Source organism: Streptomyces sp. NPDC104313 (assembly GCF_055583985.1).
Genome location: NZ_JBVJMW010000007.1, coordinates 67,229 through 92,887, shown reverse-complemented (window position 1 = coordinate 92,887; position 25,659 = coordinate 67,229). Strand labels below are relative to the sequence as shown.

At 71.0% G+C, this 25,659-nt stretch carries 26 protein-coding genes; 16 read left to right on the top strand and 10 right to left on the bottom strand.

The genetic code is table 11. The features are described from left to right. Window positions 1-123: 123 nt before the first annotated feature. The 3 genes from ACZ60Q_RS18235 to ACZ60Q_RS18225 all read left to right on the top strand — a co-directional run bounded on the left by ACZ60Q_RS18235 (window position 124) and on the right by ACZ60Q_RS18225 (window position 3,642). Window positions 124-2,460: a glycoside hydrolase domain-containing protein gene (locus ACZ60Q_RS18235; protein ID WP_469635210.1), complete on the top strand. Its 2,337-nt coding sequence runs from the start codon at window positions 124-126 to the stop codon at window positions 2,458-2,460. Window positions 2,461-2,524: 64 nt separating this feature from the next. Further along, a complete protein-coding gene (locus ACZ60Q_RS18230) occupies window positions 2,525-2,956 on the top strand; it encodes a hypothetical protein (RefSeq protein ID WP_469635207.1) in 432 nt (143 codons plus the stop codon). After that, window positions 2,953-3,642: a hypothetical protein gene (locus ACZ60Q_RS18225; protein ID WP_469635205.1), complete on the top strand. Its 690-nt coding sequence runs from the start codon at window positions 2,953-2,955 to the stop codon at window positions 3,640-3,642. Before ACZ60Q_RS18230 ends, ACZ60Q_RS18225 begins: the two co-directional genes overlap by 4 nt. Before the next feature lie 192 nt (window positions 3,643-3,834). Here the strand turns inward: ACZ60Q_RS18225 and ACZ60Q_RS18220 are convergent, their stop codons facing one another. Further along, complete coding sequence (locus ACZ60Q_RS18220; protein ID WP_469635202.1) at window positions 3,835-4,476, bottom strand: TetR/AcrR family transcriptional regulator; 642 nt, start codon at window positions 4,474-4,476, stop codon at window positions 3,835-3,837. A 279-nt stretch (window positions 4,477-4,755) separates the two neighbouring features. Next, the gene (locus tag ACZ60Q_RS18215) at window positions 4,756-7,047 is read right to left on the bottom strand and encodes an exo-beta-d-1,3/1,6-glucosidase (protein ID WP_469635199.1); all 2,292 of its coding nucleotides are present in this window, start codon (window positions 7,045-7,047) and stop codon (window positions 4,756-4,758) included. Window positions 7,048-7,220: 173 nt separating this feature from the next. On the opposite strand from ACZ60Q_RS18215, the gene ACZ60Q_RS18210 reads away from it, so the two are divergent. Beyond that, window positions 7,221-7,820, top strand: coding sequence for a TetR/AcrR family transcriptional regulator (locus tag ACZ60Q_RS18210; protein ID WP_469635196.1), 600 nt, complete (start codon window positions 7,221-7,223; stop codon window positions 7,818-7,820). Window positions 7,821-7,915: 95 nt separating this feature from the next. Here the strand turns inward: ACZ60Q_RS18210 and ACZ60Q_RS18205 are convergent, their stop codons facing one another. The 3 genes from ACZ60Q_RS18205 to ACZ60Q_RS18195 form a co-directional block, all read right to left on the bottom strand. After that, window positions 7,916-8,416 (bottom strand): GerMN domain-containing protein, encoded by a 501-nt coding sequence (locus ACZ60Q_RS18205; protein WP_469635193.1) that lies wholly within the window; start codon window positions 8,414-8,416, stop codon window positions 7,916-7,918. Then, on the bottom strand, window positions 8,413-9,864 hold the full coding sequence (locus ACZ60Q_RS18200; RefSeq protein ID WP_469635909.1) for an ATP-binding protein: 1,452 nt from the start codon (window positions 9,862-9,864) through the stop codon (window positions 8,413-8,415). Before ACZ60Q_RS18200 ends, ACZ60Q_RS18205 begins: the two co-directional genes overlap by 4 nt. 104 nt (window positions 9,865-9,968) lie before the next feature. After that, entirely contained in the window at window positions 9,969-10,685 is a 717-nt protein-coding gene (locus ACZ60Q_RS18195) for a response regulator transcription factor (RefSeq protein ID WP_469635190.1), read from the bottom strand. Window positions 10,686-10,820: 135 nt separating this feature from the next. Here ACZ60Q_RS18195 and ACZ60Q_RS18190 point away from each other — a divergent pair, with 135 nt between their 5' ends. Genes ACZ60Q_RS18190 through ACZ60Q_RS18175 form a run of 4 tightly spaced genes read left to right on the top strand, consistent with a single transcriptional unit; the run spans window position 10,821 to window position 14,579 of the window. Then, a complete protein-coding gene (locus ACZ60Q_RS18190; protein WP_469635188.1) occupies window positions 10,821-11,459 on the top strand; it encodes a hypothetical protein in 639 nt (212 codons plus the stop codon). Next, window positions 11,456-12,541 (top strand): peptidoglycan-binding protein, encoded by a 1,086-nt coding sequence (locus ACZ60Q_RS18185; RefSeq protein ID WP_469635186.1) that lies wholly within the window; start codon window positions 11,456-11,458, stop codon window positions 12,539-12,541. The genes ACZ60Q_RS18190 and ACZ60Q_RS18185 overlap by 4 nt, the downstream gene beginning before the upstream one ends. Next, a complete protein-coding gene (locus tag ACZ60Q_RS18180; RefSeq protein WP_469635184.1) occupies window positions 12,538-13,389 on the top strand; it encodes an ABC transporter ATP-binding protein in 852 nt (283 codons plus the stop codon). Before ACZ60Q_RS18185 ends, ACZ60Q_RS18180 begins: the two co-directional genes overlap by 4 nt. After that, complete coding sequence (locus ACZ60Q_RS18175) at window positions 13,386-14,579, top strand: ABC transporter permease (RefSeq protein WP_469635181.1); 1,194 nt, start codon at window positions 13,386-13,388, stop codon at window positions 14,577-14,579. The genes ACZ60Q_RS18180 and ACZ60Q_RS18175 overlap by 4 nt, the downstream gene beginning before the upstream one ends. Before the next feature lie 30 nt (window positions 14,580-14,609). Here ACZ60Q_RS18175 and ACZ60Q_RS18170 read toward each other — a convergent pair whose 3' ends face one another. Then, the gene (locus ACZ60Q_RS18170; RefSeq protein ID WP_469635906.1) at window positions 14,610-15,512 is read right to left on the bottom strand and encodes a lysostaphin resistance A-like protein; all 903 of its coding nucleotides are present in this window, start codon (window positions 15,510-15,512) and stop codon (window positions 14,610-14,612) included. Window positions 15,513-15,957: 445 nt separating this feature from the next. Here ACZ60Q_RS18170 and ACZ60Q_RS18165 point away from each other — a divergent pair, with 445 nt between their 5' ends. Then, a complete protein-coding gene (locus ACZ60Q_RS18165) occupies window positions 15,958-16,743 on the top strand; it encodes an SAM-dependent methyltransferase (RefSeq protein WP_469635179.1) in 786 nt (261 codons plus the stop codon). Here ACZ60Q_RS18165 and ACZ60Q_RS18160 read toward each other — a convergent pair. Then, a complete protein-coding gene (locus ACZ60Q_RS18160) occupies window positions 16,716-17,816 on the bottom strand; it encodes a hypothetical protein (RefSeq protein ID WP_469635176.1) in 1,101 nt (366 codons plus the stop codon). The genes ACZ60Q_RS18165 and ACZ60Q_RS18160 overlap by 28 nt on opposite strands. 198 nt (window positions 17,817-18,014) lie before the next feature. Between ACZ60Q_RS18160 and ACZ60Q_RS18155 the strand changes: the two genes are divergently transcribed. The 4 genes from ACZ60Q_RS18155 (at window position 18,015) to ACZ60Q_RS18140 (ending at window position 20,442) form a co-directional block, all read left to right on the top strand. Continuing rightward, a complete protein-coding gene (locus ACZ60Q_RS18155) occupies window positions 18,015-18,293 on the top strand; it encodes a type II toxin-antitoxin system Phd/YefM family antitoxin (protein WP_469635173.1) in 279 nt (92 codons plus the stop codon). Window positions 18,294-18,296: 3 nt separating this feature from the next. Next, window positions 18,297-18,575: a type II toxin-antitoxin system RelE family toxin gene (locus tag ACZ60Q_RS18150; protein ID WP_469635171.1), complete on the top strand. Its 279-nt coding sequence runs from the start codon at window positions 18,297-18,299 to the stop codon at window positions 18,573-18,575. Between the two features lie 223 nt (window positions 18,576-18,798). Further along, window positions 18,799-19,551, top strand: a complete 753-nt coding sequence (locus ACZ60Q_RS18145) for a hypothetical protein (protein WP_469635903.1) — start codon at window positions 18,799-18,801, stop codon at window positions 19,549-19,551. Between the two features lie 195 nt (window positions 19,552-19,746). Beyond that, the gene (locus ACZ60Q_RS18140; RefSeq protein WP_469635168.1) at window positions 19,747-20,442 is read left to right on the top strand and encodes a GmrSD restriction endonuclease domain-containing protein; all 696 of its coding nucleotides are present in this window, start codon (window positions 19,747-19,749) and stop codon (window positions 20,440-20,442) included. Between the two features lie 36 nt (window positions 20,443-20,478). Here ACZ60Q_RS18140 and ACZ60Q_RS18135 read toward each other — a convergent pair whose 3' ends face one another. Next, window positions 20,479-20,904, bottom strand: a complete 426-nt coding sequence (locus tag ACZ60Q_RS18135) for a hypothetical protein (RefSeq protein WP_469635166.1) — start codon at window positions 20,902-20,904, stop codon at window positions 20,479-20,481. An 82-nt stretch (window positions 20,905-20,986) separates the two neighbouring features. Here ACZ60Q_RS18135 and ACZ60Q_RS18130 point away from each other — a divergent pair, with 82 nt between their 5' ends. From ACZ60Q_RS18130 to ACZ60Q_RS18120, 3 genes are all read left to right on the top strand, one after another. Beyond that, complete coding sequence (locus ACZ60Q_RS18130) at window positions 20,987-21,805, top strand: helix-turn-helix domain-containing protein (protein WP_469635163.1); 819 nt, start codon at window positions 20,987-20,989, stop codon at window positions 21,803-21,805. Further along, on the top strand, window positions 21,802-22,041 hold the full coding sequence (locus ACZ60Q_RS18125) for a DUF397 domain-containing protein (protein ID WP_469635160.1): 240 nt from the start codon (window positions 21,802-21,804) through the stop codon (window positions 22,039-22,041). Before ACZ60Q_RS18130 ends, ACZ60Q_RS18125 begins: the two co-directional genes overlap by 4 nt. A gap of 354 nt (window positions 22,042-22,395) precedes the next feature. After that, on the top strand, window positions 22,396-23,160 hold the full coding sequence (locus ACZ60Q_RS18120) for a hypothetical protein (protein ID WP_469635157.1): 765 nt from the start codon (window positions 22,396-22,398) through the stop codon (window positions 23,158-23,160). A gap of 316 nt (window positions 23,161-23,476) precedes the next feature. On the opposite strand, the gene ACZ60Q_RS18115 is transcribed toward ACZ60Q_RS18120, so the two are convergent. Together ACZ60Q_RS18115 and ACZ60Q_RS18110 are read right to left on the bottom strand one after the other, a co-directional pair. Beyond that, on the bottom strand, window positions 23,477-24,097 hold the full coding sequence (locus ACZ60Q_RS18115; protein WP_469635154.1) for a DUF1707 SHOCT-like domain-containing protein: 621 nt from the start codon (window positions 24,095-24,097) through the stop codon (window positions 23,477-23,479). Between the two features lie 180 nt (window positions 24,098-24,277). After that, window positions 24,278-24,772 (bottom strand): anthrone oxygenase family protein, encoded by a 495-nt coding sequence (locus ACZ60Q_RS18110; RefSeq protein WP_469635151.1) that lies wholly within the window; start codon window positions 24,770-24,772, stop codon window positions 24,278-24,280. Between the last annotated feature and the right edge of the window lie 887 nt (window positions 24,773-25,659).

The following is a 25,659-nucleotide window of genomic DNA, read 5'->3' as shown; positions in this document are numbered from 1 at the left end:
ACCCCCAAGAATGGCGACCTTTCCACGATCCGCCGCGACAGGCCGTCCTCCCCCAAAACCAAACCGGTTCCGGACCGCCATTTCCCCACATCCACCGAAGAATTGAAGGAGCAGGCTTCCGCCATGGCTGACGTGATGGTTCTCCAGGCCCAGCAGTGGGTCAACGCGACATACAAGACGGTCGCCGGATACAACCCCGTCAAGGAGGACGGGAAAACCGGTTGGAACACCATGTACTCCCTGACCCGGGCCCTGCAGCACGAGCTCGGGATCACGGCTCTTTCCAACTCCTTCGGCCCCACCACCTTGTCGAAGCTGGCGGCCAGAGGGCCGATCAAGGTTGGCGAGTCGAACAAGAACATCGTCAGGATCATCCAGTGCGGCCTGTGGTCCAAGGGCTACAGCGCCGGGGCCATCGACGGCGAGATGTCGATAGGCACGCTGGGCGGCATCCGGACCATGATGGAGAACATGGGGCTGCCGGCGGCAGACATCGACAACACCCTGTCGTCCAAGGTGTTCAAGGCCCTGCTCACCATGGACGCCTACATCTTCCAGTCCGGCGGACTGGAGCAGATCCGCCTCATGCAGCAGTGGCTCAACTCCCGCTACTGGAAGAAGTCGACCTTCTTCCTCGGCCCGTGCGACGGCTTCTTCTCCCGTGACGTCCAGCAGGCGTTGATGAAGGGGATCCAGTACGAGTCGGGAATCCCCGAGGACTCGGCCACCGGCGTCTTCGGTCCCGCCACGGAAGCAGCCCTGCGCTCCCGCACGCTGACCGAGGGCGACACCGGCACCTGGGTGCAGCTGTTCTCCGCCGCCTGTGTGGCGAACGGCCCGTCGAACACGAGCGGTGACATCGCCAGCTTCAGCTACGAGTTCGGCCCGAAGCTGAGGAGCTGGGTGGAGAAGTTCCAGAGCTTCTCCGCGATCGGTGTCACGGGCAAGGCCGATTTCGACACCTGGGCGCAACTGCTGGTCTCCTACGGCAACCCCGACCGGGACGTGAACAGCTGCGACACCCGCTTCACCATCACCGCCTCCCGGGCGAAGGCTCTCTACGCCGCCGGCTACCGCGCCGTGGGCCGCTACCTGGACGAGCCGGCCAACAGCACCCTGAACAAGGAGATCCAGCCCGGAGAGCTGGCCGCGATCTTCTCCGCCGGTCTGAACGTCTTCCCGATCTGGCAGTACGACGCCCGGAGCCTCGCGGACTTCTCGTATCCCAACGGCTACCACCACGGGCGCAGAGCGCAGGAGCGGGCAGAAGGCTACGGATTCAACCGGAGCACGGTGATCTACTTCGCGGTCGACTACGACGCCACAGCAGCGGACATGGACAAGATCGTCGACTACTTCCTCGGCGTGAACGACGCCCTCAAGGGGGGCGGCAGCAAGTACATAACCGGCGTGTACGGTTCACGGAACGTGTGCGCGAGCGTTTCCGCCGGCGCGTATGTTCCGTACGCCTTCGTCTCGGGTATGTCCTACGGATTCTCCGGCAACCTCGGATTCCCGCTGCCGCAGAACTGGACGTTCAACCAGATCAAGGAGTTCGAGTTCTCCGCAGGTTCGGACTCGTTCGGACTGGACCGGGTGGCACACCGTCCGGGGTCGGACTTCGGGCAGGACTCGGTGAACAAGCCGGGAAGTTCCACCGTCACGGCGTTCCTCGCGTACGCCCAGGAGGTGTACGACGCCGCCGTCGCGTACGGCAAGGGCAACGCGGACGAACTCTCGCTTCAGTTCATGCGCTGGGACAAATACACCGACTCCCGCTGGGGCGCGCTGTTCGGCGACGTGGACAACGCGTTCATCCAGTTCGCGCGTGACCGAGGACTCGGCCGGGCGCGGGACAAGTCCTACCTCGACCCGTCCATGGGCGTCGAGATCAGCCCGGACCACCTGATCGCCAGTGCCGCGGGCTACTACCTCAAGGGGAACGCCGGCGTCGGCAAGGCGAACCGTGCCGAACTCGCCAGCTGGGGTGGGGACCTGCTGACGTTCTACGGCGAATGGAGCCGCTCCGACAACGCCTCCCCGCTGGATTTCTGCCGCAAGAACCTGGCCAGGCCCGACGTCGCGTCCACGTTCTCGCTCAGCGATCTGATCGAGGACATCGACGGGTTCGCGGTCGCGACCAGGCTCAAGGCCGGCGGCACGAACATCGTCGCCGAGCTGAAGAGGATCCTGACCGGCGGGGCCCACAAAACACGCTTCAGCGACTTCTCGGCGGCCAGGTTCGGCAACACCACCGACGGCGCCAAGACGACGTCCAAGGCGTTCCTCGAGGACCAGATCGACGACACGCTGCTGTCGAGTACACGCGCTCTGCTCATCCAACGGAACTGCCCTCTCCTCAAGGAGCCCTGGAACGAGCGCGACTCCGTGATGGACGAGTTCTACCGGGGTTTCGCCGAGGTCCTGCAGAATCTCATAGCCCAGGAAGTCGCTCGCTGAACCTGGAATCACCCGGTCCCGCGGCTCCGTTGTCCGCGCGACCGGCCGAGAAGGAAGGACTGCCATGCCGACCCCGTTGATGGGCCTGCTTCTGCTCCTCAGTGTGACGGCGGTACCGGCCTGCGTCGTGGTGGTCGTCCTCCTCCTGAGGAACCCGGCCCGTTCGCCGGCCGCGATCTGTGGGGTCGGCGCGCTCCTCCTCGGCTTCTCGGCGCTGGCTGTGTACTGCTACGGCTGGTTCGCCGTCACGCTCGGCGGGCCGTTCCCGGAGCTGTGCGAGGACCGGGCCGCCTCCGGTGCCCGACTGGCAAGCCTGCGTCAGGACTTCCTGCCCCTTCGCAACGCCTGTGTCTACTCCGATGGCTCCACGGTGGAGCACCTCTCCGCCTCGATCAACGTGTTCGTTTACGTGCCGGCCGGTCTCGCCGTCGCCCTGATCTGCGCCACCGCGTTCCTGGCCCGGCGCGCACGACACCTTCCCGAAGGGACCTCATGACCACCGAATTCTCGCGTCGCACCCTCCTCAAGCAGTTCACAGGCGTCGCCGCCGGGGCCGCGATGCTCTCCGGCGCGGGTGCTCTGCTGGCTCCCGCGAGCGCCGTCGCGGCCGACACCACCTGGCGCGAATCGACCTCGGCGAACGGCTGGAGCATTCCGGACGCGCGCACCTCGATCACCGCCCCCTGCGGCATCCAGGGAACCGACCTGGCCGTCGTCCTGCGCGAAGGAGACGTCGCCACGGTCCTGACCTACGTGGCACAACGCTTCCACTACGACGTCGACCGGCTGGAGAGCGAGCGCGGCGAGATAGTCGGCCACCACGCCGATCGCGACGTCAGGGCGGCCTATACGTCCAACCACCTGTCGGGCACCGCCCTGGCGCTCTACCCGGAGAACTGCCCCCTGGGGGCCACGGGGAATCTCTTCCCCTACCAGGTCACGGCGATCCGGGACATCCTCGCCGAGCTCGAAGGCGTGGTGAAGTGGGGCGGTGACATGACACCGGCGAGCGAATCCACCTTCTTCATCGATGTGCCGCCGGGGTCACGGAAGCTCGGACAGGTCGCGGCGAAGGTCAGGGAATGGCAGTTCACGCCGGGCCGGGGTGCGGGGACGCAGAACGTCCAGGACCCCCAGCGCCTCAGATCGGCGAAGGCACTGGCCAGGAGCCAGAAGGCCTGAGGACGGTCCCACTCCCGTCGGGTCCGCCGTGCGTGAACAGCAGGTGAAGGGCGCACTCCCCAAGGAGTGCGCCCTTCGCCGTGCTCGATGTGTGCCGGCGCACCAGGGGGCCCGCCGCCGCTGCCGGTGCTGCGGCGGCTGGACCGGTGGTCAGTCCGGCGGCCAGTCCGGCGGCCGACAGGTGCGCCCCGCTCATCCGCTCCGCTGCGACCCCAGCATCGACAGTGCCAGTTGGGTCAGTTCCCCCGAGACCTCCCCGGGCTGGGCCCGGCGGCTGCGGCGGGTGTGGTGGGCCATCAGCTCATGGACCGTGCCGACCATCACCATCACATCGACCCGGTGGTCCCGGTCCTCCGCCTCGCCGCGCTCCACCGCCCGTTCGGCCTCCCCGGTCAGGAACTCCGTCCACAGTGCCCGCCAGAGCTTGCAGTGCTCGTCCACCACGGCGCTCACCCCCAGCACCTCGACGAACGTCACCCGGGCCTCGCGCGGGTCGCTGGTGACGGTCTCCACGTACGCGTCGAAGAGCAGTTGCACCCGCTCCCCGATCGAGCGCTTGTCGATGCCCTCGGCCAGAAGAGCGTTCTCCGCCGCGCGCAGCCCGGTCGTCGTGACCCGGTTGTGGAGGGCGATGAGCAGACCCTCCCGGGAACCGTACTCCTGACGCAGCACCTCGACCGGCACGCCGGCCGCCGCGCACACATCGTGCTCGGCGGTGGCCCGGTATCCGTTGATGCCGTACAACTCCCTGGCTGCCTCCAGAAGTTGTTCACGCGCGTGCGCGCGCGCGGCATCCCCGGGCCCGGTCCGCTGAACCGTCCAGCTCTCCGCCACCGGTCCTCCTTGAGCGCAAGGTGCGGGAGAGGGGCCTGCGCGCCTCTGCACGAACCGCCGCCCCATTGTGCTCGCCCCGGGGCCGTCCGGATGTCCGCGCCACACCCATACGAGGGAATGCCCGCACGCGGAAACGCTTCTTCTCGGCGTGTCCCCGGCCGGATCGAAACCGAGTCCGAGGGAGTACCGGCCGATCGCCCACGCCTCCGGTCCCCCGTCCGGACGGGGGACCGGAGGTCCGGCTCCCCGGAGTACGGGTCGCCGGCCACGGCCCCGGCCTCAGCCCCTGACCGTGAACTCCCCCCGCAACAGCGCCTCGTCCCGGGACGAGGGGCCCACCAGCAGCTCGAAGCGGCCCGGCTCCACGACGCGGAGGCCCTCCGCGTCCACGAGAGTGCAGTCGGCCGCCGGGAGTTCGAGGAGGATCTCCTGCGACTCCCCGGGGGCCAGCGCCACCTGCCGGTAGGCCTTCAGCTCCTTCTCCGCCCAGGTCACCGAGGTCACCGTGTCGCTCACGTACACCTGCACGGTCTCCAGCGCGGGCCGCGTCCCCGTGTTGGTCACCGTGACCCGGGCGCGTACGGTCTCCGACGCGTCGACCACCGACGTCAGCACCTCCAGGTCCGTGTAGTCGACCGTCGTGTAGCTCAGCCCCTGGCCGAACGCGAAGGCCGGGCGCTGGGTGAGGTCCGCGTAGCGCGAGCCGTGCTGGCCGCGCACCTGGTTGTAGTACGTCGGCTGCTGGCCCGCGTGCAGGGCGAAGGACAGCGGCAGCCGGCCGGCCGGCTCGATCAGGCCGAGCAGCAGCTCCGCGACGGCCCGGCCGCCGAGCATCCCCGGGTTGGCCGCGTACACGATCGCCGCCGCGCCGAGCGCGGACGGCGGCAGTACCAGCGGCTTGGAGCTGACGACCACGACCACCAGCGGCTTGCCCGTCACCGCCAGGGCGTCGAGCAACGCCACCTGGTCGCCGACGAGTTCGAGCGTGGCGGTGGACCTGCCCTCGCCGATCAGCTCGATCCGGTCGCCGACGACGGCGACCACGTGGTCGGCGGCCCCGGCGGCGGCGACCGCCTCCGCGATCAGCCCGGCGTCGGGGGCCGCCGGGACGACGACCTCCGGGCGGGGCTGCCCGTCCGGGAAGTACGCGCCTTCCGGGTCGGGGCCCACGTCGAGGATCCGGGCCCCGGGCGCGTACGCGATCGTCCAGTCGGCGGGCACATGGTCGCGGAAGCCGTCGAGGACGGTACGGATCATGGCGCGCGGCTGGCCTTCCGGCAGCCAGTCGGCCTGGCCCGAGGAGCCGGCCCAGTCGCCCAACTGGGTCTGCGCGTCATTCGCGTTGGGGCCGACGACAGCCACCGTACGGGGGCCGCCGGAGGCGAGGGGGCGGCCCCGGCCCTCCTCGTCCGCCTCCAGGCCACCCGCGAACGGCAGCGTGCCGTCGTTGGTCAGCAGCACCAGCGAGCGGCGGGCCGCTTCCAGGTTCAGCACGGCGTGCGCCCCGCTGCCGATGACCTCGGCCTGCCGGGCCGCGTCGGGGTGGCGCGGGTTCTCGAAGAGGCCCAGCTCGAACTTGAGCGTCAGGACGCGGCGTACGGCGGAGTCGATCTCGGCCTCCGTCAACGTGCCCTGTGCCACCGCCTCCTGGGCGCCCGCGAAGAAGTTCGGGGTGGTCATCACCATGTCGTTGCCCGCGCGGACCGCCGCCGCCGACGCCTGCGCGTAGTCGGCGTGAACCTTCTGCTCCCACACCATGCGGCCGACGTTGTCCCAGTCGGTGACCAGGGTCCCGGTGTAGCCCCACTCGCCGCGCAGCACCTCGCCCAGCAGCCAGTTGTTCACGGTGATCGGCACGCCGTCCATCGACTGGTAGCCGAGCATGAACGTGCGGCAGCCCTCCTTGGCGACCCGCTCGAACGGCGGCAGGAACCAGGAGCGCAGCTTGCGCCGCGAGATGTCCGCCTCGCTGGCGTCCCGGCCGCCCTGGGTCTCGGAGTATCCGGCGAAGTGCTTGGCGCAGGCCAGGATGGCGGTCGGGTCGTCGAGGCCGTCGCCCTGGTAACCGCGCACCATGGCGGAGGCCAGCTCGCCGATCAGGAACGGGTCCTCGCCGAAGGTCTCGCTCACCCGGCCCCACCGGAGGTCCCGGGTGATGCAGAGCACCGGCGAGAACGTCCAGTGCACCCCGGTCGCCGCGACCTCGACCGCCGTCGCCCGCGCGATCCGCTCCACCAGCGCCGGGTCCCAGGTGGCGGCCATCCCGAGCTGTGTCGGGTAGATCGTGGCCCCCTCCCAGAAGGAGTGCCCGTGGATGCAGTCCTCGGCGACGAGCAGCGGGATGCGCAGCCGGGTCTTCCCCGTGAGCACGGCGGCCTCGCTCACCCGCTCCGGGGAGGCGTGCAGGATCGAGCCCGCGTGCAGGTCCTCGACGAGGTGCCGCACCCCCTCCTTGGCGTTGAGCTGGAGCATCTGGCCGACCTTCTCGGGCAGCGTCATGCGCCCCAGGAGGTCGGCGACCCGCTCCGCGACGGGCAGCGTGGGGTCGAGGTACGGCGGCTTGGGGCCCACAGGAGTTCCTTTCACGAAAGCACTCCGCAGCACCGTACGCTCAATCCCGACCGCTCGGTAAGCATTGAGGGTGCCGGGATGAGGTCCTGTGAGAATCTGGGCCGGGGCGGCGGAGCGAGAGAGGTGTCCATTCCGATGACAGCGCATGCGGCGGGTTCAGCGGGTGATGGCGCGTGACGTCCGGGGCGCGGCGCGGCTACGCCAAGGGCCGGGCCAGGCGGACCGAGATCCTCGACCAGGCGATGGCCCTGTTCGGCGAGGCCGGCTACCGGGGCGCGTCGCTCCGGGAGATCGCCACCCGCTGCGGCATCTCCCACCCGGGCCTCCTGCACCACTTCCCGACGAAGGAGGCCCTGCTGCTCGCCGTGCTCCAGCATCGTGACGACGTGGACGACGCGTGGCTGGCCCTGGGCGTGACCCGGGGCGTCGACCATCTGCGCCGGCTGACCGACCTCGCGGAGCTGAACGCGAAACGGCGCGGGATCGTCGAGCTGTTCTCGGTGGTCGCGGCGGAGGCCACGTCTCCCGGTCATCCGGCGCACACGTACTTCGAGGCCCGCTACCGCACCTCGCTCGCCAACACCGAACTGGCCTACCGCCAGGCCCGGGAGGCGGGCGAACTCCGGGACGGAGTCGACCCGCCGGCCGCCGCACAGCAGCTCATCGCGCTGATGGACGGGCTCCAGATCCAGTGGCTGATCAGCGACTGCTCGACGGACATGGCGGGGGTGCTGAGGGACCATGTGCGCGCGCAGTTGACCGTGCCGTTCTGACGGACTGGCGCGCCCACGGCCGGACCCGCCCGCCACGCCCCGCAGCCCGTCGGGAAACGCCACGCCACTCGGCCCGTCGGAGAACGCCGCGCCCCTCAGCCGTCGAGGAACTCCGCGCACTTCAACGGCCCCAGCACCGGCCCCTCCCCCGGGCGGATCGCCACCTCCACGTCGTCCGCCCGGACCTCCGTCTCCCGCACGGACTGGAAGCTGGCGAGGGTGCAGACCAGTTGCCCCGTCACCTGGTCCCGCGCCGCCGCCCAGTACGGTCCCTCCAGCTCCACGGTGACGCGCGTTCCGTCCCCGGTCACGGAGTAGCCGCCGGGGGCGTGGAGCAGCGTGGTCAGCCCCTCGCGCCGCTCGGCGGCCGTCGGCCCCTGGGCGAGCAGCTTCATCACGGCGTCGAGGCCGCTGATGTCCCGGTCGAGCAGGGGTACGGCCCGCAGCCCGGTGTCGGAGGCGAAGTACAGCCGCATCCCGCGCGTCAGCCCGGAGGCGGGCTCGCCCGCCTCTATCACCCCGGTCGGCTGCACCCCGCACCCGAAGACGAGCGCGGACCCCAGCACCGTGATCACGACTCCCCGCAGACGCCTCACCCGTCCCCCTCCTCCGGGTGCCGCAGCGGCAGCCGGAGTGTGAACACCGCGCCGCCCTGGGGCCCTTGGCCCACCTCGATGGTGCCGCCGTGCAGCCGCGCGTTCTCCAGCGCGATGGCCATGCCGAGACCGCTGCCCTGCCCGCCGCCCTGCCCGCTGTCGTCGATGTCGGCGGTGCCGCGCGTGCGCGCCGCGTCCGCCTTGTAGAACCGGTCGAAGACCCGCTCCCGGGCCTCCGCCGGCAGCCCCGGGCCGTGGTCGGCGACCTCCAGCGTCATCCGGTCGCCGCCGGGCGCGGCCAGGGTGACCGTGACCGGCGGCGCCCCGTGGCGCAGCGCGTTGCCCACCAGGTTCGCCACGATCACGTCGATACGCCGCCGGTCCACCACGGCCCGTACGCCCTCGCGGAGTTCGACGGTCACCCGGTGCGTCCACCCGCGCAGCGCCAGCGACGCCCGTACGGCGTCGGCGAGATCCGTCACGGACGCGTTGAGCCGGGCCGCCCCGGCGTCGAAGCGGGATATCTCCATCAGGTCCTCGACCAGCCGGGACAGCCGGGCCGTCTCCGCGCCGACGGTACGGGCGGCGTGGGCGGCGTCCGGCGGCAGCCGGCCGGCGTCCTCCTCCAGGACCGTCGCCACCATCGTCATCGCCGCGAGCGGTGTGCGCAGTTCGTGCGAGACGTCCGCCACGAACCGCCGCGCCTTGGCCTCCTGCGCCCGCAACTCCGCGTCGGACGCCTGGAGTGCGTCGGCGCTCTCGTTGAACGTGACGGCCAGGTCGGCGAGTTCGTCGTGGCCACGGACCGCGACCCGGCTGCCGAGGTCCCCGGCGGCGAGTTCGCGGGTGGCCCGCCCCAGCTTCCGTACCGGGCGCAGGACCGTCCCGGCGGCCAGCAGTGCCAGCAGCGCGGCCAGCACCACCACGGGCACGGTCCCCGTCCGTGCGGAGTCCAGCAGGGCGGCGGTGTCGTCGCGCTCGGCCCGCAGGTCGCTGATCACGAAGACCTCCAGACCCGAGGTGCGCCGGTCCCCGTCGGCGTACGTCACGGGGGTGCCGACGACCAGGTACGGCTCGCCCCGCCACTGGACCCGCTGGAACCGGGCCCCGTCCCCGGACCGGACGGCGGCCCGCAGCTCGGCGGTGATCCGGCCCTCCGTGTCGGCGTACGCGTCGGAGACGGCGGACAGGTCCTGGTGGCGGGCGACCACGATGCGCGCGCCCAGGCCCTCGGAGACCTTCGCCGCGAACCGGGACAACGACCGCTGGTCGGGCGGCAGGTCGAACCCCGCGGCGACGGCGGCGACCCGCTCCCGGAGGTCGTTCACGGCGGTGTTCTGGGTGCGCTGGAGGACGGCGGTGCGGGCGTCCCGGTAGGCGAGGGCGGTCGCGGTCACCGCGCTGAGGAGGGCGACGAGGACGAAGGTGACGACGAGCCTGACCCGCAGTCCGCCGACGAGCCGCAGCGGGCCGCGCCCGAACGGCCGCCGGAGGGAACGCCCGGACGGGCGCCCGAGGGAACTCCCGGACGAACGCCGGGGGGCGGGCCGTCTCACAGCGGCCCGAAGCGGTAGCCGAAGCCCCGCACGGTCTGTACGTACCGGGGTCTGGCCGGCACGTCCTCGATCTTGGCCCGGAGCCGGCCCACCGCCGCGTCCACCAGCCGGGAGTCGCCCAGGAAGGTGTGGTCCCACACCGAGGCGAGGAGCTGCTCCCGGGTGAGGACCCGGCCGGGCGAGGCCGACAGCTCCAGCAGGACCCGCAGCTCGGTGGGAGGGAGGGGAACGGCCGCCCCGTGTTTGGTGACGGTCAGCCCGGCCCGGTCGATCACCAGACCGGCGTGGTCGGTACGGTCGGCGTCGGGGCCCTGCGCGTCGGGCCCCTGCCGTGGATACGGTTCCGCGCGGCGCAGGGCGGCCCGGATGCGGGCCTCCAGGACGGGCGCGGTGACCGGCTTGACCACGTAGTCGTCGGCCCCCGCCTCCAGCCCGGTCACGATGTCCTGGTCGTCGCCGCGCGCGGTCAGCATGATGACGGGCAGTGTCGCCGCCCGGGCCCGGATGCGGCGGCACACCTCGAAGCCGTCCATGCCGGGCAGCATCAGGTCCAGCACGGCCAGTTGCACCCGCGCGCCCCGCTCCCCGGCCAGCAGCGCGAGGGCCTGCTCGCCGGTGGCGGCGGTCTCCACCCCGTAGCCGTGCCGGCGCAGCACGAGCTCCATCCCGTCCCGTACGGACGCGTCGTCCTCGATGAGCAGCACATGCGGCATGGGGCCGATTATGCGCGGGCCGGGACCGACTCCGCCTCCTCCCCCCGAGGGCGGACGCGCAGGTCGGAGGCATTGTTACGTTCCCATCACGTGGCCATGCACGGGCCATCATCCTTGGCGGCCAGCGTGAGGCCCATGAGCTTCCCCACCACCACCGCCGGGCTCCGCCTGGCCGCCTTCGTGGCCGTGCCCGTACTCGCCCTCACCGTCGCCTGCGGCGACGACGCCACCGGGACCAAGGGCCACGACGCCGTCGCCGACGTACCGTCCCCGAAGAGCGAGCCCTCCGGGGCGAGTGCCACGCCGGGCGCCGCGAGCACGAAGCCCGCAGGCAGGAGCGCCTACTACGACGCCCAGGTCGCGTTCGTCCAGTGCATGCGCGCCAAGGGCGGCTACAAGGACTTCCCCGATCCCAGGCTCAGCGGCTACCTCGACTGGGAGAAGGTCAACGAGATCGGCTCCCGGCCCGGCCGCAACCAGGGCATCAAGGCCGGAAAGGACAACGTCTGCCTGGACGAGCTCCGGGCGTCCATGGCGGCCGAGCCCAAGCGCGACCAGCAGAAGTCCTACGAATCGATGCTCGCGCACGCCCAGTGCATGCGGGACAACGGCATCAGCCGGTTCACCAACCCGGTGATGTCCGGCGGCAACGCGGTGCCCGGCGGCGACCCGAACCCTGCCTCCCCGGTCTACGACCCCGATTCGCCCGCGTACAAGGAGGCCCGCAAGGCGTGCGAGTCGAAGCTCCTCGACGGACTGGACGGCATGCAGTGAGGCGCCGCACCCCCTACGTCGCGCTCGGCGCGGTGACAGCCGCCGCCGTGGTCGCGGTCGGCCTCTTCGGAGGTATCCCGTTCCTCGGGAGAGGCGACGACGCGAACGCCTCCGGCAGGGGCGAGGGCCTGCCGCCCGCCACGGCCACCGTCGTCCGCACCGACCTCGTCCTCTCCCGGACCGTCGACGGCAGGATCGACTTCGCCCGGCGTCGCGCCGTCAAGGCCGCCGTGGAGGGCACCGTCACGGTGGCGGCGGCCGAGGGGGAGACCGTACGGAGGGGGGAGGCCCTGTACGAGCTGAACGACAAGCCGGTCACGCTCCTCTACGGGCCGGTCCCGGCGTTCCGCGGGATGAAGACGGGCGACCGGGGCAGCGATGTCCTCCAACTGGAGCGCAATCTGCGGGACTTGGGTTACGGGGTCGGGCTGTACGTCGACACGGAGTACGGCAGGGACACCGAGGCCGCCGTCAAGCGGTGGCAGAAGCACCTCAACCGCGAGACCAGCGGCAGGGTCGGCCGGGGCGATGTCGTCTTCCAGCCCGGCCAGGTCAAGGTGGTCTCCGCCGACGCGGCTCTCGCCGACCAGGTCGGCCCGGACGGGCCCGTCCTGACGATCGCCTCCACCGAGCCGGTCGTCCGGGCCCTCCTGGACCAGGCGGACGGCGCGCTCACCGCACGCGGCACGAAGGTGGAGGTGGCCCTGCCCAGCGGGAAGACCGTGCCCGGGAAGGTCGCGGGGACGGTACGCCCGGCGGAGGGCGGCTCCGAGGCGGAGACCCCGGAGGGCATCACCGTCGAGGTCGTCCTCGACGGCGGTCCCGGCGTGGCCTCCGGGGAGGACGCCGAGGCGGCGGCGAGCGTGACGTTCGTCAGCGAGGCCCGCGAGGGGGTCCTCGCGGTGCCGGTCGAGGCGGTGGTGGCGCTGCGCGGCGAGAACGGGGGGTACGGGCTCCAGATCGTCCGGGGCGGGGCCTCCACGATGGTCCGGGTGGAGACGGGCATGACGGCCGACGGGCAGATCGAGGTCAGCGGTGCGGAACTGCGCGAGGGCATGAAGGTGGGGGTGGCGAAGCCATGACCCCACTCCCCCAGGCACCCGTCCCGCCCGCCGTCCCGCCCGCCGTTCCGGCTCCCGCCCCGCCCCCCGTCGTCGAACTCCGCGACGCCACGAAGTCCTACCCCGGCGGCGTCCACGCCCTGCGCGCCGTGAACCTCACGGTCCACGAGGGCGAACTCCTCGCGGTGGTCGGCCCGTCCGGCTCCGGAAAGTCCACGATGCTCAACGTCATGGGCACCCTGGACCGGCCCACCACGGGTACGGTCCGGGTCGCCGGACACGACGTGTCCGCGCTCTCCGACGCCCGGCTCTCCGCCCTGCGCGCCCGCCATATCGGCTTCGTGTTCCAGCACTTCCACCTGGCGGCGGGGCGCGACGCGGTGGACAACGTCGCCGACGGGCTGCTGTACACGGGCGTCCCCTCCCGGGAGCGGCGGAACCGGGCGCGCGAGGCGCTGGCCCGCGTACGCCTGGACCACCGGATCTCGCACACGCCGAACGAGCTGTCCGGCGGCGAGAAGCAGCGCGTGGCCATCGCCCGCGCCCTGGTGGGAGAGCCCCGGCTGCTGCTGGCGGACGAGCCGACCGGGGCGCTGGACACCGCGTCCGGCGAGCTCGTCATGGAGCTGCTGCACGAGCTGAACGCCTCCGGCACCACGGTCTGCGTGATCACCCACGATCACGGGATCGCGGCCTCGCTGCCGCGACAGGTCCGCTTCAGGGACGGCGAGATCGTGGCGGACGAACGCTCCGCCCCCCGGGCGCCGGGCCGCTTCTCCGCCCCGGGTGCGGTGGACCGACGCTCCACCCGCCGTACACCGGGCGCGCACGCCACCGCACCCACCCCCCGTACGGAGGCCGGCGCATGACCCACGCCCTCAAGCCCGCCCGCCTCTCCCCCCGGGACGTCCTGCGCGTCGGCGCGGTCGGTCTGCGGGCGCGCCGGGCCCGGGTGGTGCTCTCGGCGCTCGGGATCGCCATCGGTATCGCGACGATGGTCGCGGTCGTCGGCCTGTCCGAGTCGAGCCGCGCGGACCTGATGTCCCGGCTGGACCGCCTCGGCACCAACCTCCTCACCGCCGAGGCGGGCGAGGACCCCCTCGGGGGCACGGTCGAACTGCCGAAGAACGCGGTGGCGATGGTCGAGCGGATCGGCCCGGTCCTGCACGCCACGGCCACCGCCGAGGTCGACGCCCGCATCCGCCGCAGCGACGTCGTCCCCGAGGAGCGCACCGCCGGGGTCACCACCCAGGCGGCCCGGACCGACCTGCTCTCCACGCTCGGCGGCGAGGTGGCCCGGGGCACCTGGCTGACCCGGGCCGGCGAGCGCCTGCCCACCGCCGTCCTGGGCGCGGTGGCGGCGGACCGCCTCGGTATCACCCGCCCCGGCGAGACGATCATGATGAATGACACCCGGGTGGCCGTCGTCGGGATCCTCGAACCTGTCGAGCTGGTCCCGACCCTGGACCGGGTGGCCCTGATCGGATTCCCCGCCGCGCAACGCTACTTCGGCTTCGACGGCCGCCCCACCACGATCTTCGAACGCTCCACGGACGCCTCGGTGGAGGATGTACGGGCGGTGCTGGCCCGCACGGTCAGCCCCGGCAACGAGACCGCTGTCCGGGTCTCGCGCCCCTCCGACGCGCTGGCGGCCCGCGCCGCCGCCGACAAGGGGCTGACGACCCTGATGCTCGGGCTCGGCACGGTGGCCCTCCTGGTCGGCGGGGTGGGCGTCGCCAACACGATGGTCATCTCCGTCCTGGAGCGCCGCCAGGAGATCGGCCTGCGCCGCGCGCTGGGGGCGACGCGCAACGCGATCCGGCTCCAGTTCCTGACCGAGTCGCTGCTCCTGTCCGCGCTGGGCGGCGTCGCGGGCGCGTTGCTGGGCGCGGCGGCCACGTACGGGTTCGCGCGGGCGCAGGGGTGGACGGCGGTGGTTCCGCCCTGGTCCCTGGCGGGTGGTCTGGCCGCGACCCTGCTGATCGGCGTGGTCGCGGGCCTCTACCCGGCGATCCGTGCCTCCCGCCTGCACCCGACGGTGGCGCTGAACGCGACATGAGGAGGCCGCCCCACCGGGCGGCGGAGCAGGTCAGGGGCTGACCCGCTCGATTCCCCGGCGCTCGGCGATCTTCGCCACGGTCAGGCAGTACAGCGGGGCGAAGACGAGTTCGAGGACCAGGGCCTGCCAGGGGGCGTCGGCCGCGGTGCTGGTGTCGTCGAGTTCCCCGAAGCCCGCCGCCAGGCCGAAGGCCAGCAGGTTGTTGGCGACGTGCAGGACGATCACCGCTTCGAGACCGCCGGTGCGGATCACGAGCCAGCCCCACCACATCGCCGAGTAGAACAGCAGGAGGAAGCCGGAGAGTTCGCCGAAGCCGTGGGCCAGGGCGAAGAGGAGGGACGCCAGGACGATCGCGGGCCAGGGCGAGCGCACGACCCGGCCGATCACCTGGACCAGCCAGCCCCGGAAGACGTACTCCTCGGCGGCGGCCTGGAACGGGACGAGCGCCAGCACCACGGCCAGGCTCAGCAGGAAGTAGGGCCATCCCGGGAAACCCGTGCCGGACTCCGCGAGCGGTTCCGCGTCCCAGGTCCAGGCGATCAGCAGCCCGATCTGCACGGCCATCAGCGGGAAGCCCACGGCGGCGCAGCGGCCCAGCCAGCCCCAGCGCAGCCGCCCGACGACGGAGGACACGGTCCCGGCGGGCCGCCGGCCGAGGCCGCGGGCCGCCCACAGGACGATGGGTATGCCGACCGCGATGCCGACGAGCGAGACCGCCAGTTCGGCGACCGGGTCCTCGAAGAGGAGCTCGCTGTCCGCCGAGGCGGGTCCCGCGTCCAGCACTTCCGCGATGATCGCGCCCGCCACGCTGACCACGAGCACGCCGACCACGACCAGCACCAGGGCGAGGAGCAGTTCGCCCAGCCAGCCGAACCGTCCGCCCTGGCCGTTGCGCCCCTGCTCGTCGTAGCGGGAGCCCGAGGGCGCCCGCACCGGCCCGGACGGCGGGCGGCTCCACTCCGAGGGCCCCTCCCAGCCCTGCGACGCCGGGCCGGGCGGACGCGGCGGCTCGGCCGAGGACGGCGGCGGGGCCCAGGGCGACGAGGGCGGGGGCGGGGGCACGTCGGAAGGGGGGTTCACACCAGCGATCTTCGGTGCGCGCGGCGTACGAGGTCAACGCGGAGGCCCGTCGGGACGAACGCACGGGACGAACGCACGGATCGGGCACCGGGAGCGAGCGCATGGAGAGCGGGCACATGGCGCGGGCACATCGCGCGGGCACCCGGAGCGAACACGGAGCGAACGCACGATGAGGCACGGCAGACGCGCGGAGCGGCACGGCGCGCGCCCCGAAACCCGAACACCCTTCCGACTCAGCGGGGTTGCTGTGGCAGACTGCGCCGACTTAATGGTCCACACCGTGTATCAGGAGTCCGGCATGACGGCAATGACGCCTCACCCCCCGATCGACACCAGTAAGCCCCACTCGGCCCGGGTCTACGACTTCATGCTCGGAGGCAAGGACAACTACCCGGTGGACCAGGCGGTGGCCGAACTCCTGCCCGTCGAGGCGAAGATCGGCGCCCACCAGCAGCGCGCCTTCATGAACCGGGCGACGGCCTGGCTGGCGAACGAGGGCGTGACGCAGTTCCTGGACATCGGCACGGGCATCCCCACCGAGCCGAACCTGCACCAGGTCGCACAGGAGATCATCCCCTCCGCCCGGATCGTCTACTGCGACAACGACCCCATCGTGCTGCGCCACGCGGAAGCACTGCTGATCAGCCGGCGGGAGGGCGTGACGGACTACGTCCACGCGGATGTCCGCGAGCCCGCCATCATCCTCGAAGCCGCCCGCGAGACCCTGGACTTCGACCGCCCGATCGCCCTGTCACTCCTCGGCCTCCTGCACTTCCTCCCCGACGCCGAGGACCCGATCGGCATCGTCCGTACGCTCACGGACGCCATGGCCCCCGGCAGTTACGTCGTGCTGTCCCAGGGCGCGTCCGACGTGAACGCGGAGCTGGGGCAGCAGAGCGAGGACGAGTACAAGAAGGGCGGCATCCAACTGGCCCTGCGGACCGGCGAGGAGTTCTCCCGGTTCTTCGAGGGCCTGGAGATCGTCGCCCCCGGCCTGGTGAAGGCCCCGGAGTGGTTCAACGGCACCGCCGCGCCCACCCAGGAACACAGCGGTATCTACGTGGCCGTGGCCCGGGTCCCGTAACCGGAAGCCTCCTCCGTACGCGTAACGCCCCCGCCCCCGCCAGGGCCCTCGCCCTCGTCCGCGAGGGCCATGGCGGCGCGCTCCCGCCAGGACGGCCGCGGTGGTACGGGGTCGGCCTCGGCGCGGGCCAGCAGAGCGGCCCCTTGGGCGCGTCGCTCCTCGCGACAGCAGGGCCAGCAGGTGGTGACCCATGACTCGTGCGGCCGGAACATGTGCTCCTCCCCTGGCCCGTCGCAGGCGATCAGGGGCAGCGGCCGGGGCGGTGGTGGCGACGCGGACTCCGCCACCACCAGGTCCGCCGTCTCCTCCGGGGGCGCGGGCAGCTTCTCCACGAGCCGGTTCTCCAGGAACCCGAAGGCCGAACGCACCCCGTCCTCAGGCAGCGCGCCGCTCAGCGCCAGCCGCAGATCTCCGGCGCTGACGCCCCGCCGCAGCCACTCGGCGGCGAGCGCGGCGAGCTTGCGGGCCTCGCGCACCCCGAGCGAGAGCTCACGCGTCGTGTGCCGCAGCGAGAGCAACACACGTTCGGCGAGGTGAAGTTCAGCCTGCGCAGCCGCACACGGCTCCCCCTCGGCCGCTTCGGTGGGTGGGTGGGAAGAGTCTTCGCCCTGTTCTTCGTCCGCGGGTAATTGACCACCGGCCCTCCGGCCGGTCGGCTCACCGACCGTCGGAGAGTGCGTACTCGGAGCGGTCCCCGCGTACGGGGCCGCGCGGGCGCCCACGTTCTCGTACCCGTCGGCGGGAACACCGGCGCGGAGACGTGCGGCCTGATCGGCCGTCAGCGGCTCGTTGCTGAACACCTGGACGGTCCGCCAGCGCCCTCCGGCGATGCTCTCGCGCCGCTCGTGAACGTACCCGTGCGTCACGAGGTCGGTCTTGGCCTTCTGGTAGGCGCGACCGGTCATACGGAGGGCACGGGCGTGCTCGCCCAGCGCCTTGTCGCGGTGCTCTTCGGGCAACCCCTGGACGTAGAGGACCAGGACCTTCGCGTCGCTGCCGATACGCGGATGGCGCACGAGGCTGTTGGGGGCCTTCGTGTAGCCCCGAGGGGGCGGGATAACATGCGAAAGCATCGCGGGTGGACTCCTGATCCACTAGTGGTGAAGGCCCTCGGGTAGGTGCTTGTAACACCCCCGGGGGCCGCCCTATGCGCTGTCGAACCCGAGCGCACGGAGCGTGATGTCACGATCACGGTACCGCAGGGAGTGACGCCCTCGGCACCGTCCGTCTCCGCCTCGTGCAATAGATGTACATCTACTACATTGGGTTGTATGAGCGAGCCCGTGACCGAATCCATGGCAGAGGTACGCAAGCACCTCGCGGACGTCATCGACCGCGCCCGCCGTGACGAGACGCCCACGATCATCACCCGCCGGGGCAAGAGCGAAGCGGTTCTCGTGGACATCGACGAATACCGACGCCTGTGCGAGGCCGCCGAGCGGTACGAGGACGAATGGCTCAACCGACTCGCGGACAAGGCGGAGGCCGAAGGAACCGATGGATCGGTATCCCTCGAGGAGATGGCCGCGCTCCTCCGGTCGGCCAACTGACCCATGGGCCACGTCACACGATTCACGGCCCACGCACAGCGTGACCTTCTCAGGATTCCGCTGCCGGAAGCCCGACGTGCCCTCGGCCGCCTGGCGGACCTCCAGAAGGCCTTGGACACGGGAGAGCTCGCCGCGTTCGACGTCAAGCCGCTCCAGGGCCACGACGCGCGATGGCGTCTCCGCGTAGGTGACTACCGGGTCGTCTACACGGTGGAAGGCGGTCGGCTCATCGTCTGGGTGCTCACCGTCGGCCATCGGCGCGAGACCTGCCGAGCCCCCTGAGCTCGCCCCTTCGGCCCACGCCACCTGAACCGCCACCGAGCCGGAGCAAGGCCGAGCCCCGGTGACCAAATCGTTGCCGCTCCGCGCACAACCGCGCACCCCCCTCCCTGGTCACCTGGTCAGCCGCGAGGAAAACCTCGGGCAGGCGCGCCCGCGCGCGCGGCCCCGGGCGGCTGGGTGAGAGGACGGGTTCGACGTGAAGAGAGCGACGCGGAGAGCGGTGGTGGCCGGTGCGGCCGCCGTCGTGTTCACGGGAGTGGCCGCGGTGCCGGCCGGGGCGGCGGAGGGCGGGGTCGCCTTCAGCCGGGTCACGGTGAACGGCGGGAAGCCGATCGTGATCGGGGTGAAGAAGGAGGTCGAGCTGTACGTGACCTTCCGGATGACGACCAAACTCAAGCACAAGTCCTACCCGACGGTGTTCCCCTACCGGGGCAAGCTCGGCTCCAGCGAGACGCTGTGGAATTCCATCCTCATCAACGACTGCGTGGTCGTGAGCAAGGCGAAAGGGATCTGCGACTTCGAGGAGTGGCTGACCATCGACCCGCGGCACTACGACTTCGGGAACGAGGACGCCGGCGCCTGGAAGACCGCCGCGCAGCTGTACCTCCCCAAGGGGGCGGAGGACACGGACGACATGAAGCTCCCGTTGCAGGTGAAGCGGGCCACCCGTGTCACGGTCAACGCCTCGCCGGAGCCGGTCGTGAAGGGGAAGACGCTCACCGTGACCGGAAAGGTCAGCCGGGCGAACTGGGACACCCACACGTACCAGGGGTACGGGGGCCGTTCGGTGAGCCTCCAGTTCAAGGCGGCGGGCACCTCCTCGTACAAGACGGTCAAGAAGGCGACGTCGAGCACGTCGGGAGCCCTCAAGACCACGGTGAAGGCCACCGGGCCGGGAACGTGGCGGTGGACGTACTACGGCAACACCACGTCCGGCGCGAGTTCGTCGGCCGGGGACCGGGTCGCCATCCGGTAGGCACGGCCGGGGGGCGCGCGCTGGGGGGCGCGGGCCGGCGGCGACGGTCCGGGACGACGGGCTACTCAGGACTGGTTGCTCAGGACGGGTCGCTCAGGACGGTTGCGGAAGCGTTCCTCCGGTGAACTCGCTGACCCGGGCGGGTGAGCGCTGACGCTCGGGCTGCGCCGGGGCCGGGGCAACCGGTAGAACGCGATGGTGATCAAAAACCTCGTGCGCGGTCTCGGCGCACTCTCCCTCGCTCTCCCTCTCGCCCTCGTCCCCTTTCTCCCCCCTTCCGCCGCGCAGGCCGCTCCGGCCGCTCCGGCGGCGGAGGTGATGACCCTGGCCGACGCGGTCGGACTGGTGAAGGTGACCGAGGAGAACCGCACCGGCTACACCGCTTCGGCCTTCCGGCACTGGAACGCGGGTGAGGACACGACGGACGGGTGCGACACCCGTGCCGAGGTCCTCCTCGCCGAAGCGGTCGCCGCACCGACCGTGGAGACCGGCTGCAAGCTGACCGGCGGCAGGTGGACGTCCTACTTCGACGGCCAGGGGGTCACCGCCGCCGGGTCCCTGGACGTTGCCCACCTGGTCGCGCTCGGCGAGGCCTGGGACTCCGGCGCCTCCGCCTGGACCGAGGGGCGGCGGGAGGCCTACGCGAACGACCAGGGGGCGGACGCCTCCCTGGTCGCGGTGACGGCACGCCTCAACCGGCAGAAGGCGGACAAGGACCCGGCGGACTGGATGCCGCCGTCCCCGGAGGTCCAGTGCCGGTACACGGGAGAATGGGTGTCGACCAAGCTCCGCTGGCAGCTCACCGCGGACAAGGGCGAGATGGAAGCGCTGAAGGTGTACGCCGAGGGGCCGTGCGAGGACACCATCGTCCGCTACACACCGGCGGCCTGATCCACCCGTGAGCGACAAGCCGACCAGCTGACCACCTCACTCCCTCACGGCGCACCCAGCCCGCAGCCAGGCCATCTCGTGCAGCAACGCGCCGTCCACGAAGGGCTCCTGGGCGGTGGGCCGCGACCGCCAGTCCAGCGGCCAGGTCCCACCGCCCAGCGCCGGAATCCCGACGAACGCGTCCCCCCTCGCGCTCCGGCTCATCGCCTCCACCCCGGGTGGCCACCGGTGCCCGGCGGCGGCACCGGGCGCGAGCAGGAAGTACATGCTGCGCTCGCCGATGCCGGAGCGGACGATGGGCCCGGCCTGGAAGTCGGTGAACTGCATGACCTCGTACGCGATTTCCTCGCCGAGGAGCCCGATGGCACGGACGGCGTCGAAGTGAATGCCGACGTGCCGGAGGGCGTGGCCGGCGGCGGGAATCCAGGACGGCACCGGATCCGGTGAATTCTTCAGTTCCATGCGCTCAGCTTTGCGCCGAACACGTACCGTGACCAGGGTCACAAGCGAGTTGTGGACGTTGGTGTACATACGAGGTGAGCCTGTGCACTCCAGTGATCAGCCCGAAAGCGCCGCCGAGATGTTCGGCCTGCTGCTCCGGCACTTCCGCGAGCGGGCCGGGCTGTCCCAGGAGCAGTTGGGCAAGCGGATCGGCTACTCCAAGTCGCAAGTGGCGATGGTGGAACGGGGCGCGCGACCGCCGAAGGGCGTCTTCGTGCAGCGGGCGGACGAGGTACTCGGTGCACAAGGTGCACTGATCGTCGCCGCGCCGAAGCCGCCGAGGAAGCGCAGCCCGCTGCCGGACTGGTTCACGCCGTTCGCGGACGAGGAGGAGAAGGCGTGGGCTCTGCACACTTACGAGAACCAGGTCATGCCCGGCCTGCTCCAGACGGAGGCGTACGCACGGGCGGTCTTCACGAGCCGGTACCCGAACTATGACGACGAGGAGATCGAGGAGAAGGTCGCCGCACGGCTGGAGCGGCAGAAGCTGCTGTCGCGCAGGCCGCTGCCCGACATCAGCTTCGTCCTGGAGATGATCGTGCTGACCCGGCCGATCGGCGGCCGCCGGGTGATGAAGGCCCAGCTCCACCATCTCGCCGAAGTGGCGCGGCTCCGGCATGTGCGGATCCAGCTGATGGACCCGTACCGCGAGGACCACGCGGCGCTGGACGGCCCCTTCGTCCTGCTGGAGACCGACAAGCGCCAGCAGCTCGCCTATATCGAGGGGCAGGGCGGCAGTTTCTTCATCACCGAACATCCGCAGCTGGGAAACCTGTTCGGTAAGTACGGCGTCTCGCGGGCCCAGGCATACACTCCGGAGAGGACGCTGGAGAGGATCGAAAAGATGGCAGAGGAACTATGAGCACCGACCTCCACTGGTTCAAGTCCAGTTACAGCGGCAGCGAGGGCGGCAACTGCGTAGAGGTGGCGCTCACCTGGTCCAAGTCCACCTACAGCGGCCCTGAGAGCGGCAACTGCGTCGAGGTAGCCGCCTGCCCCCACACCGTCCACGTCCGGGACTCCAAGGACCTCGCCGTCCCCGCGCTCGCCGTCTCCCCCGCCTCCTGGACGTCTTTCGTGGAGTTCGCCACCTTCTGAGCGAGGCCGGGGCGGCTGTCACCGGGCGTCGCTCATCCGCGCGGCGCGGTGGGCAGCACGGCGGTGAGCCGCCAGCCGTCGTCACCGTACGGCCCCGCCGAGGGCCCGCGCGTGCTCGGTGAGAGCGGGGAGGCCGAGTCCGCCCAGGGAGGCGCGGCGGCGGGCCGGGGCGCGGGCACCGCAGTCGTTGGTGAGTGCATCGGGCCGGGCGCGGGGCCGTCCCTATCCGGGGCGGGGATCGTCCGATGCTCCATCGTGATTCGCGCGTGTACAACCTCGTGTGGATACCGGCGGTCTGTAAGGCGCTGGGGGGATGAGTCTTCGGCACCTTTCCGTACGGAGATCGGGGATCAGGTGGGAAAGCAGGTCTGGAGAGTCGTCGTGGCCGGGGGTGCGGCGGCGGTGTTCACGGCGGTGGCGGCGGTGCCGGCCGGGGCGGCCGAGGGTGGGGCCTCGTTCACCCGTGTCCAGGTGAACGACGGCAAGCCGATCGTGATCGGGACATCGAAGAGGGTCGCGGTGCCCGCCTCCTTCCGGTTCACGACCAAGCACCAGTGGAAGTGGCCGACGGTGTTCCTCTACCGCGGTGATACGGATGAACGGCTGTGGCATTCCATCGAGACGAGCGACTGCATCAAGGTGAGCCCGGGCGTCTGTGACATCGACGAGACGATGTACTTCGACCCGAGCGAGTGGGGCATGCGCAACAGCGAGGCCGGGGCCTGGCAGGTGGCGGCCGAGGTGTACTTCAAGGGCGGCGGCGGTGACGTGGACGACGAGGGGCTGACGGTGCACGTCAAGCGCAACTCCCGCCTGACCGTCAACGCCTCACCCGAACCGGTCTCCAAGGGCAGGACCATCACCGTGACCGGAAAGGTCACGCGGGCCAACTGGGAGACCAGGAAGTACGCCTCCTACGCGGACCGCACGGTGAGCCTCCAGTTCAAGCCCTCCGGTGCCGCCTCCTACACCACGGTGAAGAAGGTGCAGGCGAACGGCTCGGGCGCCCTCAAGACCACCGTGAAGGCCTCCAAGACGGGCACCTGGCGCTGGGTGTACTACGGCAACACCACCACCGGGCCGTCGACGTCGCCCGGGGACAACGTCGTCGTGAAGTGAGGCCCGCCGGACCGGCGGGCCGGTGGAGGCCGAGCCGGCCGTAGCGGCTGCGACGGGAAGGGCTTCGGGTCCCGAAGCCCTTCGTCCCGGCCGACCGCGAGCGGCCGTGCACGGGCCTCCGTACGACGTCGGCCGACACCCCGTGCGGGCCATGGAGCCGGTCTCCGTCCGGCCTCTTCCGTACCCGCGACGAATCAGACAACGACGGCGGGGCGAACTCCCGCTAGCCGAAGCACCGTTCATGGTTACGCGTCACGACAGCGTGACCAACCGGCGCTGAACGATCCGAAGGCGCTGAACGATCCGAAGGCGCTGCTCAGGGAGCGTCCAACTTGCGTCGTTCCCGCTTGTTGGGGTGGCGGACGACCACTCCGCCCACGCCGCCGGACCCGGTGAGCCGGATCAGCGGAGTTCCCGGGAGCCGGCCCGAAGTGGTCTTGTTCTTCAGGCCGCCGAAGCCGGGATCCATGCCGCCGGTGTCCACGGTCCAGCCGTCGGGGATGACGACCGTGACACCGGAGGTCTCCCCGTGCGCCTCCACCACGACCTCCGTGAAGCGGCACTCGACCCGGGTGAAGTCGAGGCTCACACCCCCCACGCCTCCGTGAGCGATCACGTGTCCCGGAACCTCCCAGCGCCCGGGGCCTCGGGACGCACCAGAGATTCCGCCCTTGACCACCAGAGGCGGCAGGCCCTCCGAGGCCGGGGCCAAGGCGGAGTGCGGGATCGGCAAGTCGGCGGTCAGGACCGCCAGTTCGGCATGCGTCTTGGCCGTCAGCGCCTGCTCCAGGCGCGAATCCAGCTCATCGAAGTCGATACGCCCCTCGGCTGCCGCGTCGCGCAGCTGCTCCACCACGGCCTCCCGGTCGTCGTGAGAGGCGCGGAGCCCTCCCGATGGAACAGGGCGCGGAGAGGGCTCCGGAAGCGGGGAAGTCATAGGCGCAAGGATAAGCAGCCCGGACGCCGACCGCGTAGAGGCGGCCGTCTGCCCCGCTCTGTCCGCATCCGCGACTCCCAGGACCTCGCACCGCCCCGCGCTCGACCGGCCGGGCACGATGAAGCCGGCCGGGCCACTGCTCTTCGGTGAGGCGACGATCCATCGCTTTGGTGCCGGGGGTCAGAGGGGCGTGCGGACCGTCAGTGCCCCCAGCAGGCAGCAGAAGGCGATTGCGGTGGTGGCCGTGCGGAGAGTGTTCATGCGATTCCAGCGGGCTTCGAAGCTCGCCCGGACCGCGGCTATGTCGTGAATACGTCCGGGGTCTCCGGCTGCGATGAGCGCGTTGTTCAGCGGCACGTTGACCGCGAGGGTGACGACCAGGGTGACGGTGTACAGAGCGAGTGCGGCCAGCGTCCACGGCAGCACACCCCGGTGTTCCAGGGGCAGATGAAGTCCTGTGGAGAGCGCGGTGAACAGGAGGGCCGCATTCGACAGTGCCATGAACAAGGGGTTGTGGATGGCTGTGTTCAAGCGCTGCGAAGCATCGACGAACGTACGGTCGTCGGCCTTGCCGAGCCCGGGCATGACCGAGTTCGCGTAGGCCAGGACGATCCCCGCGACAAGACCTGTCGATCCTGCCGCGGCGACCAGCGAGAAGAGGCGGAGGGTGTCCATGGTGGAACTCCGTGGAATAGGAGGAGGTCGCCTGGGGCATCAGGGCCACAGGCTGCGAGTGAAGAGGCCCGCCTTCCCGGGCTCCGCCGGGAGATTGCCGGGTGTTGGGAGGCCGGCGCCGGGGCATGCGTGGGCTGCACAGACACCCGGCCCAGTTGTCTTCGTACGGTCGCACTCCTGCGGGCTTGTGCGGCCTGTGCGGCGGGGCCGGGCGTGCGCGGGGCCGGTGAACGGTCCAGCCCCCAGCGCTATCTATGCGGCCTGAACGGGAGCGAGTGGCGCTCTCGCGAAGAAGTGGCGTCCACGAACTGGAACATCGCTATCGAGAAGAGCATGCCGTCCTCACAAGGATCCGCTGTCGCCAAAGGCGCAGAGACTCTCGGACACCGGCCGGGGAACTTCTCGTTCCGGGCATCTCGGAATATCGCTGCCGTCAGAGACAGCGTAGGCCATCCCACCGTGCGGAGGAGGGGGACAGGGGCAGCAGGAAACGTTGTGAACATCCCACTCGGCCGCACTTGTGTTTTCCGGGACGGTGATAGCCCTCCACGCAGGATCGGGAGGCTGCCAGCTGCCCAGGATCTGTAAGGGGCCTGACTCTGGGGGAGGATGACAGGATCCCGTTCCTTTCGAAACGGGACTGCACCGGGACTGCACCGGGACTGCTGGACGGGACGTTCTACCGAGACGCGGGACGGGCGTATCGGCAGGCGGTTCGTGGGTGACATCACGATCACGGGCGAATACGCATCGCTGACCCACGCGGCGCGGGAGCGGCTGCCGACCTCGTCAACAGCGTGCACACATGGCACTCAGAAGTGACTTTTCCGACCGGAAGCGCCGCGGCTTGTTGGAATCGACTCACCACCGTCCGGCAGCAGCCGGTC

Excerpts from the sequence above, each read along its gene's own strand:
- ACZ60Q_RS18155 (WP_469635173.1), top strand. The coding sequence starts at position 18,015 with ATGAGCGAGCCCGTGACCGAATCCATGGCAGAGGTACGCAAGCACCTC.
- ACZ60Q_RS18175 (WP_469635181.1), top strand. The coding sequence starts at position 13,386 with ATGACCCACGCCCTCAAGCCCGCCCGCCTCTCCCCCCGGGACGTCCTG.
- ACZ60Q_RS18195 (WP_469635190.1), bottom strand. The coding sequence starts at position 10,685 with ATGCCGCATGTGCTGCTCATCGAGGACGACGCGTCCGTACGGGACGGG.
- ACZ60Q_RS18180 (WP_469635184.1), top strand. The coding sequence starts at position 12,538 with ATGACCCCACTCCCCCAGGCACCCGTCCCGCCCGCCGTCCCGCCCGCC.
- ACZ60Q_RS18140 (WP_469635168.1), top strand. The coding sequence starts at position 19,747 with ATGGTGATCAAAAACCTCGTGCGCGGTCTCGGCGCACTCTCCCTCGCT.
- ACZ60Q_RS18110 (WP_469635151.1), bottom strand. The coding sequence starts at position 24,772 with ATGGACACCCTCCGCCTCTTCTCGCTGGTCGCCGCGGCAGGATCGACA.
- ACZ60Q_RS18125 (WP_469635160.1), top strand. The coding sequence starts at position 21,802 with ATGAGCACCGACCTCCACTGGTTCAAGTCCAGTTACAGCGGCAGCGAG.
- ACZ60Q_RS18190 (WP_469635188.1), top strand. The coding sequence starts at position 10,821 with ATGAGCTTCCCCACCACCACCGCCGGGCTCCGCCTGGCCGCCTTCGTG.
- ACZ60Q_RS18115 (WP_469635154.1), bottom strand. The coding sequence starts at position 24,097 with ATGACTTCCCCGCTTCCGGAGCCCTCTCCGCGCCCTGTTCCATCGGGA.
- ACZ60Q_RS18225 (WP_469635205.1), top strand. The coding sequence starts at position 2,953 with ATGACCACCGAATTCTCGCGTCGCACCCTCCTCAAGCAGTTCACAGGC.
- ACZ60Q_RS18235 (WP_469635210.1), top strand. The coding sequence starts at position 124 with ATGGCTGACGTGATGGTTCTCCAGGCCCAGCAGTGGGTCAACGCGACA.
- ACZ60Q_RS18135 (WP_469635166.1), bottom strand. The coding sequence starts at position 20,904 with ATGGAACTGAAGAATTCACCGGATCCGGTGCCGTCCTGGATTCCCGCC.
- ACZ60Q_RS18165 (WP_469635179.1), top strand. The coding sequence starts at position 15,958 with ATGACGGCAATGACGCCTCACCCCCCGATCGACACCAGTAAGCCCCAC.
- ACZ60Q_RS18230 (WP_469635207.1), top strand. The coding sequence starts at position 2,525 with ATGCCGACCCCGTTGATGGGCCTGCTTCTGCTCCTCAGTGTGACGGCG.
- ACZ60Q_RS18150 (WP_469635171.1), top strand. The coding sequence starts at position 18,297 with ATGGGCCACGTCACACGATTCACGGCCCACGCACAGCGTGACCTTCTC.
- ACZ60Q_RS18160 (WP_469635176.1), bottom strand. The coding sequence starts at position 17,816 with ATGCTTTCGCATGTTATCCCGCCCCCTCGGGGCTACACGAAGGCCCCC.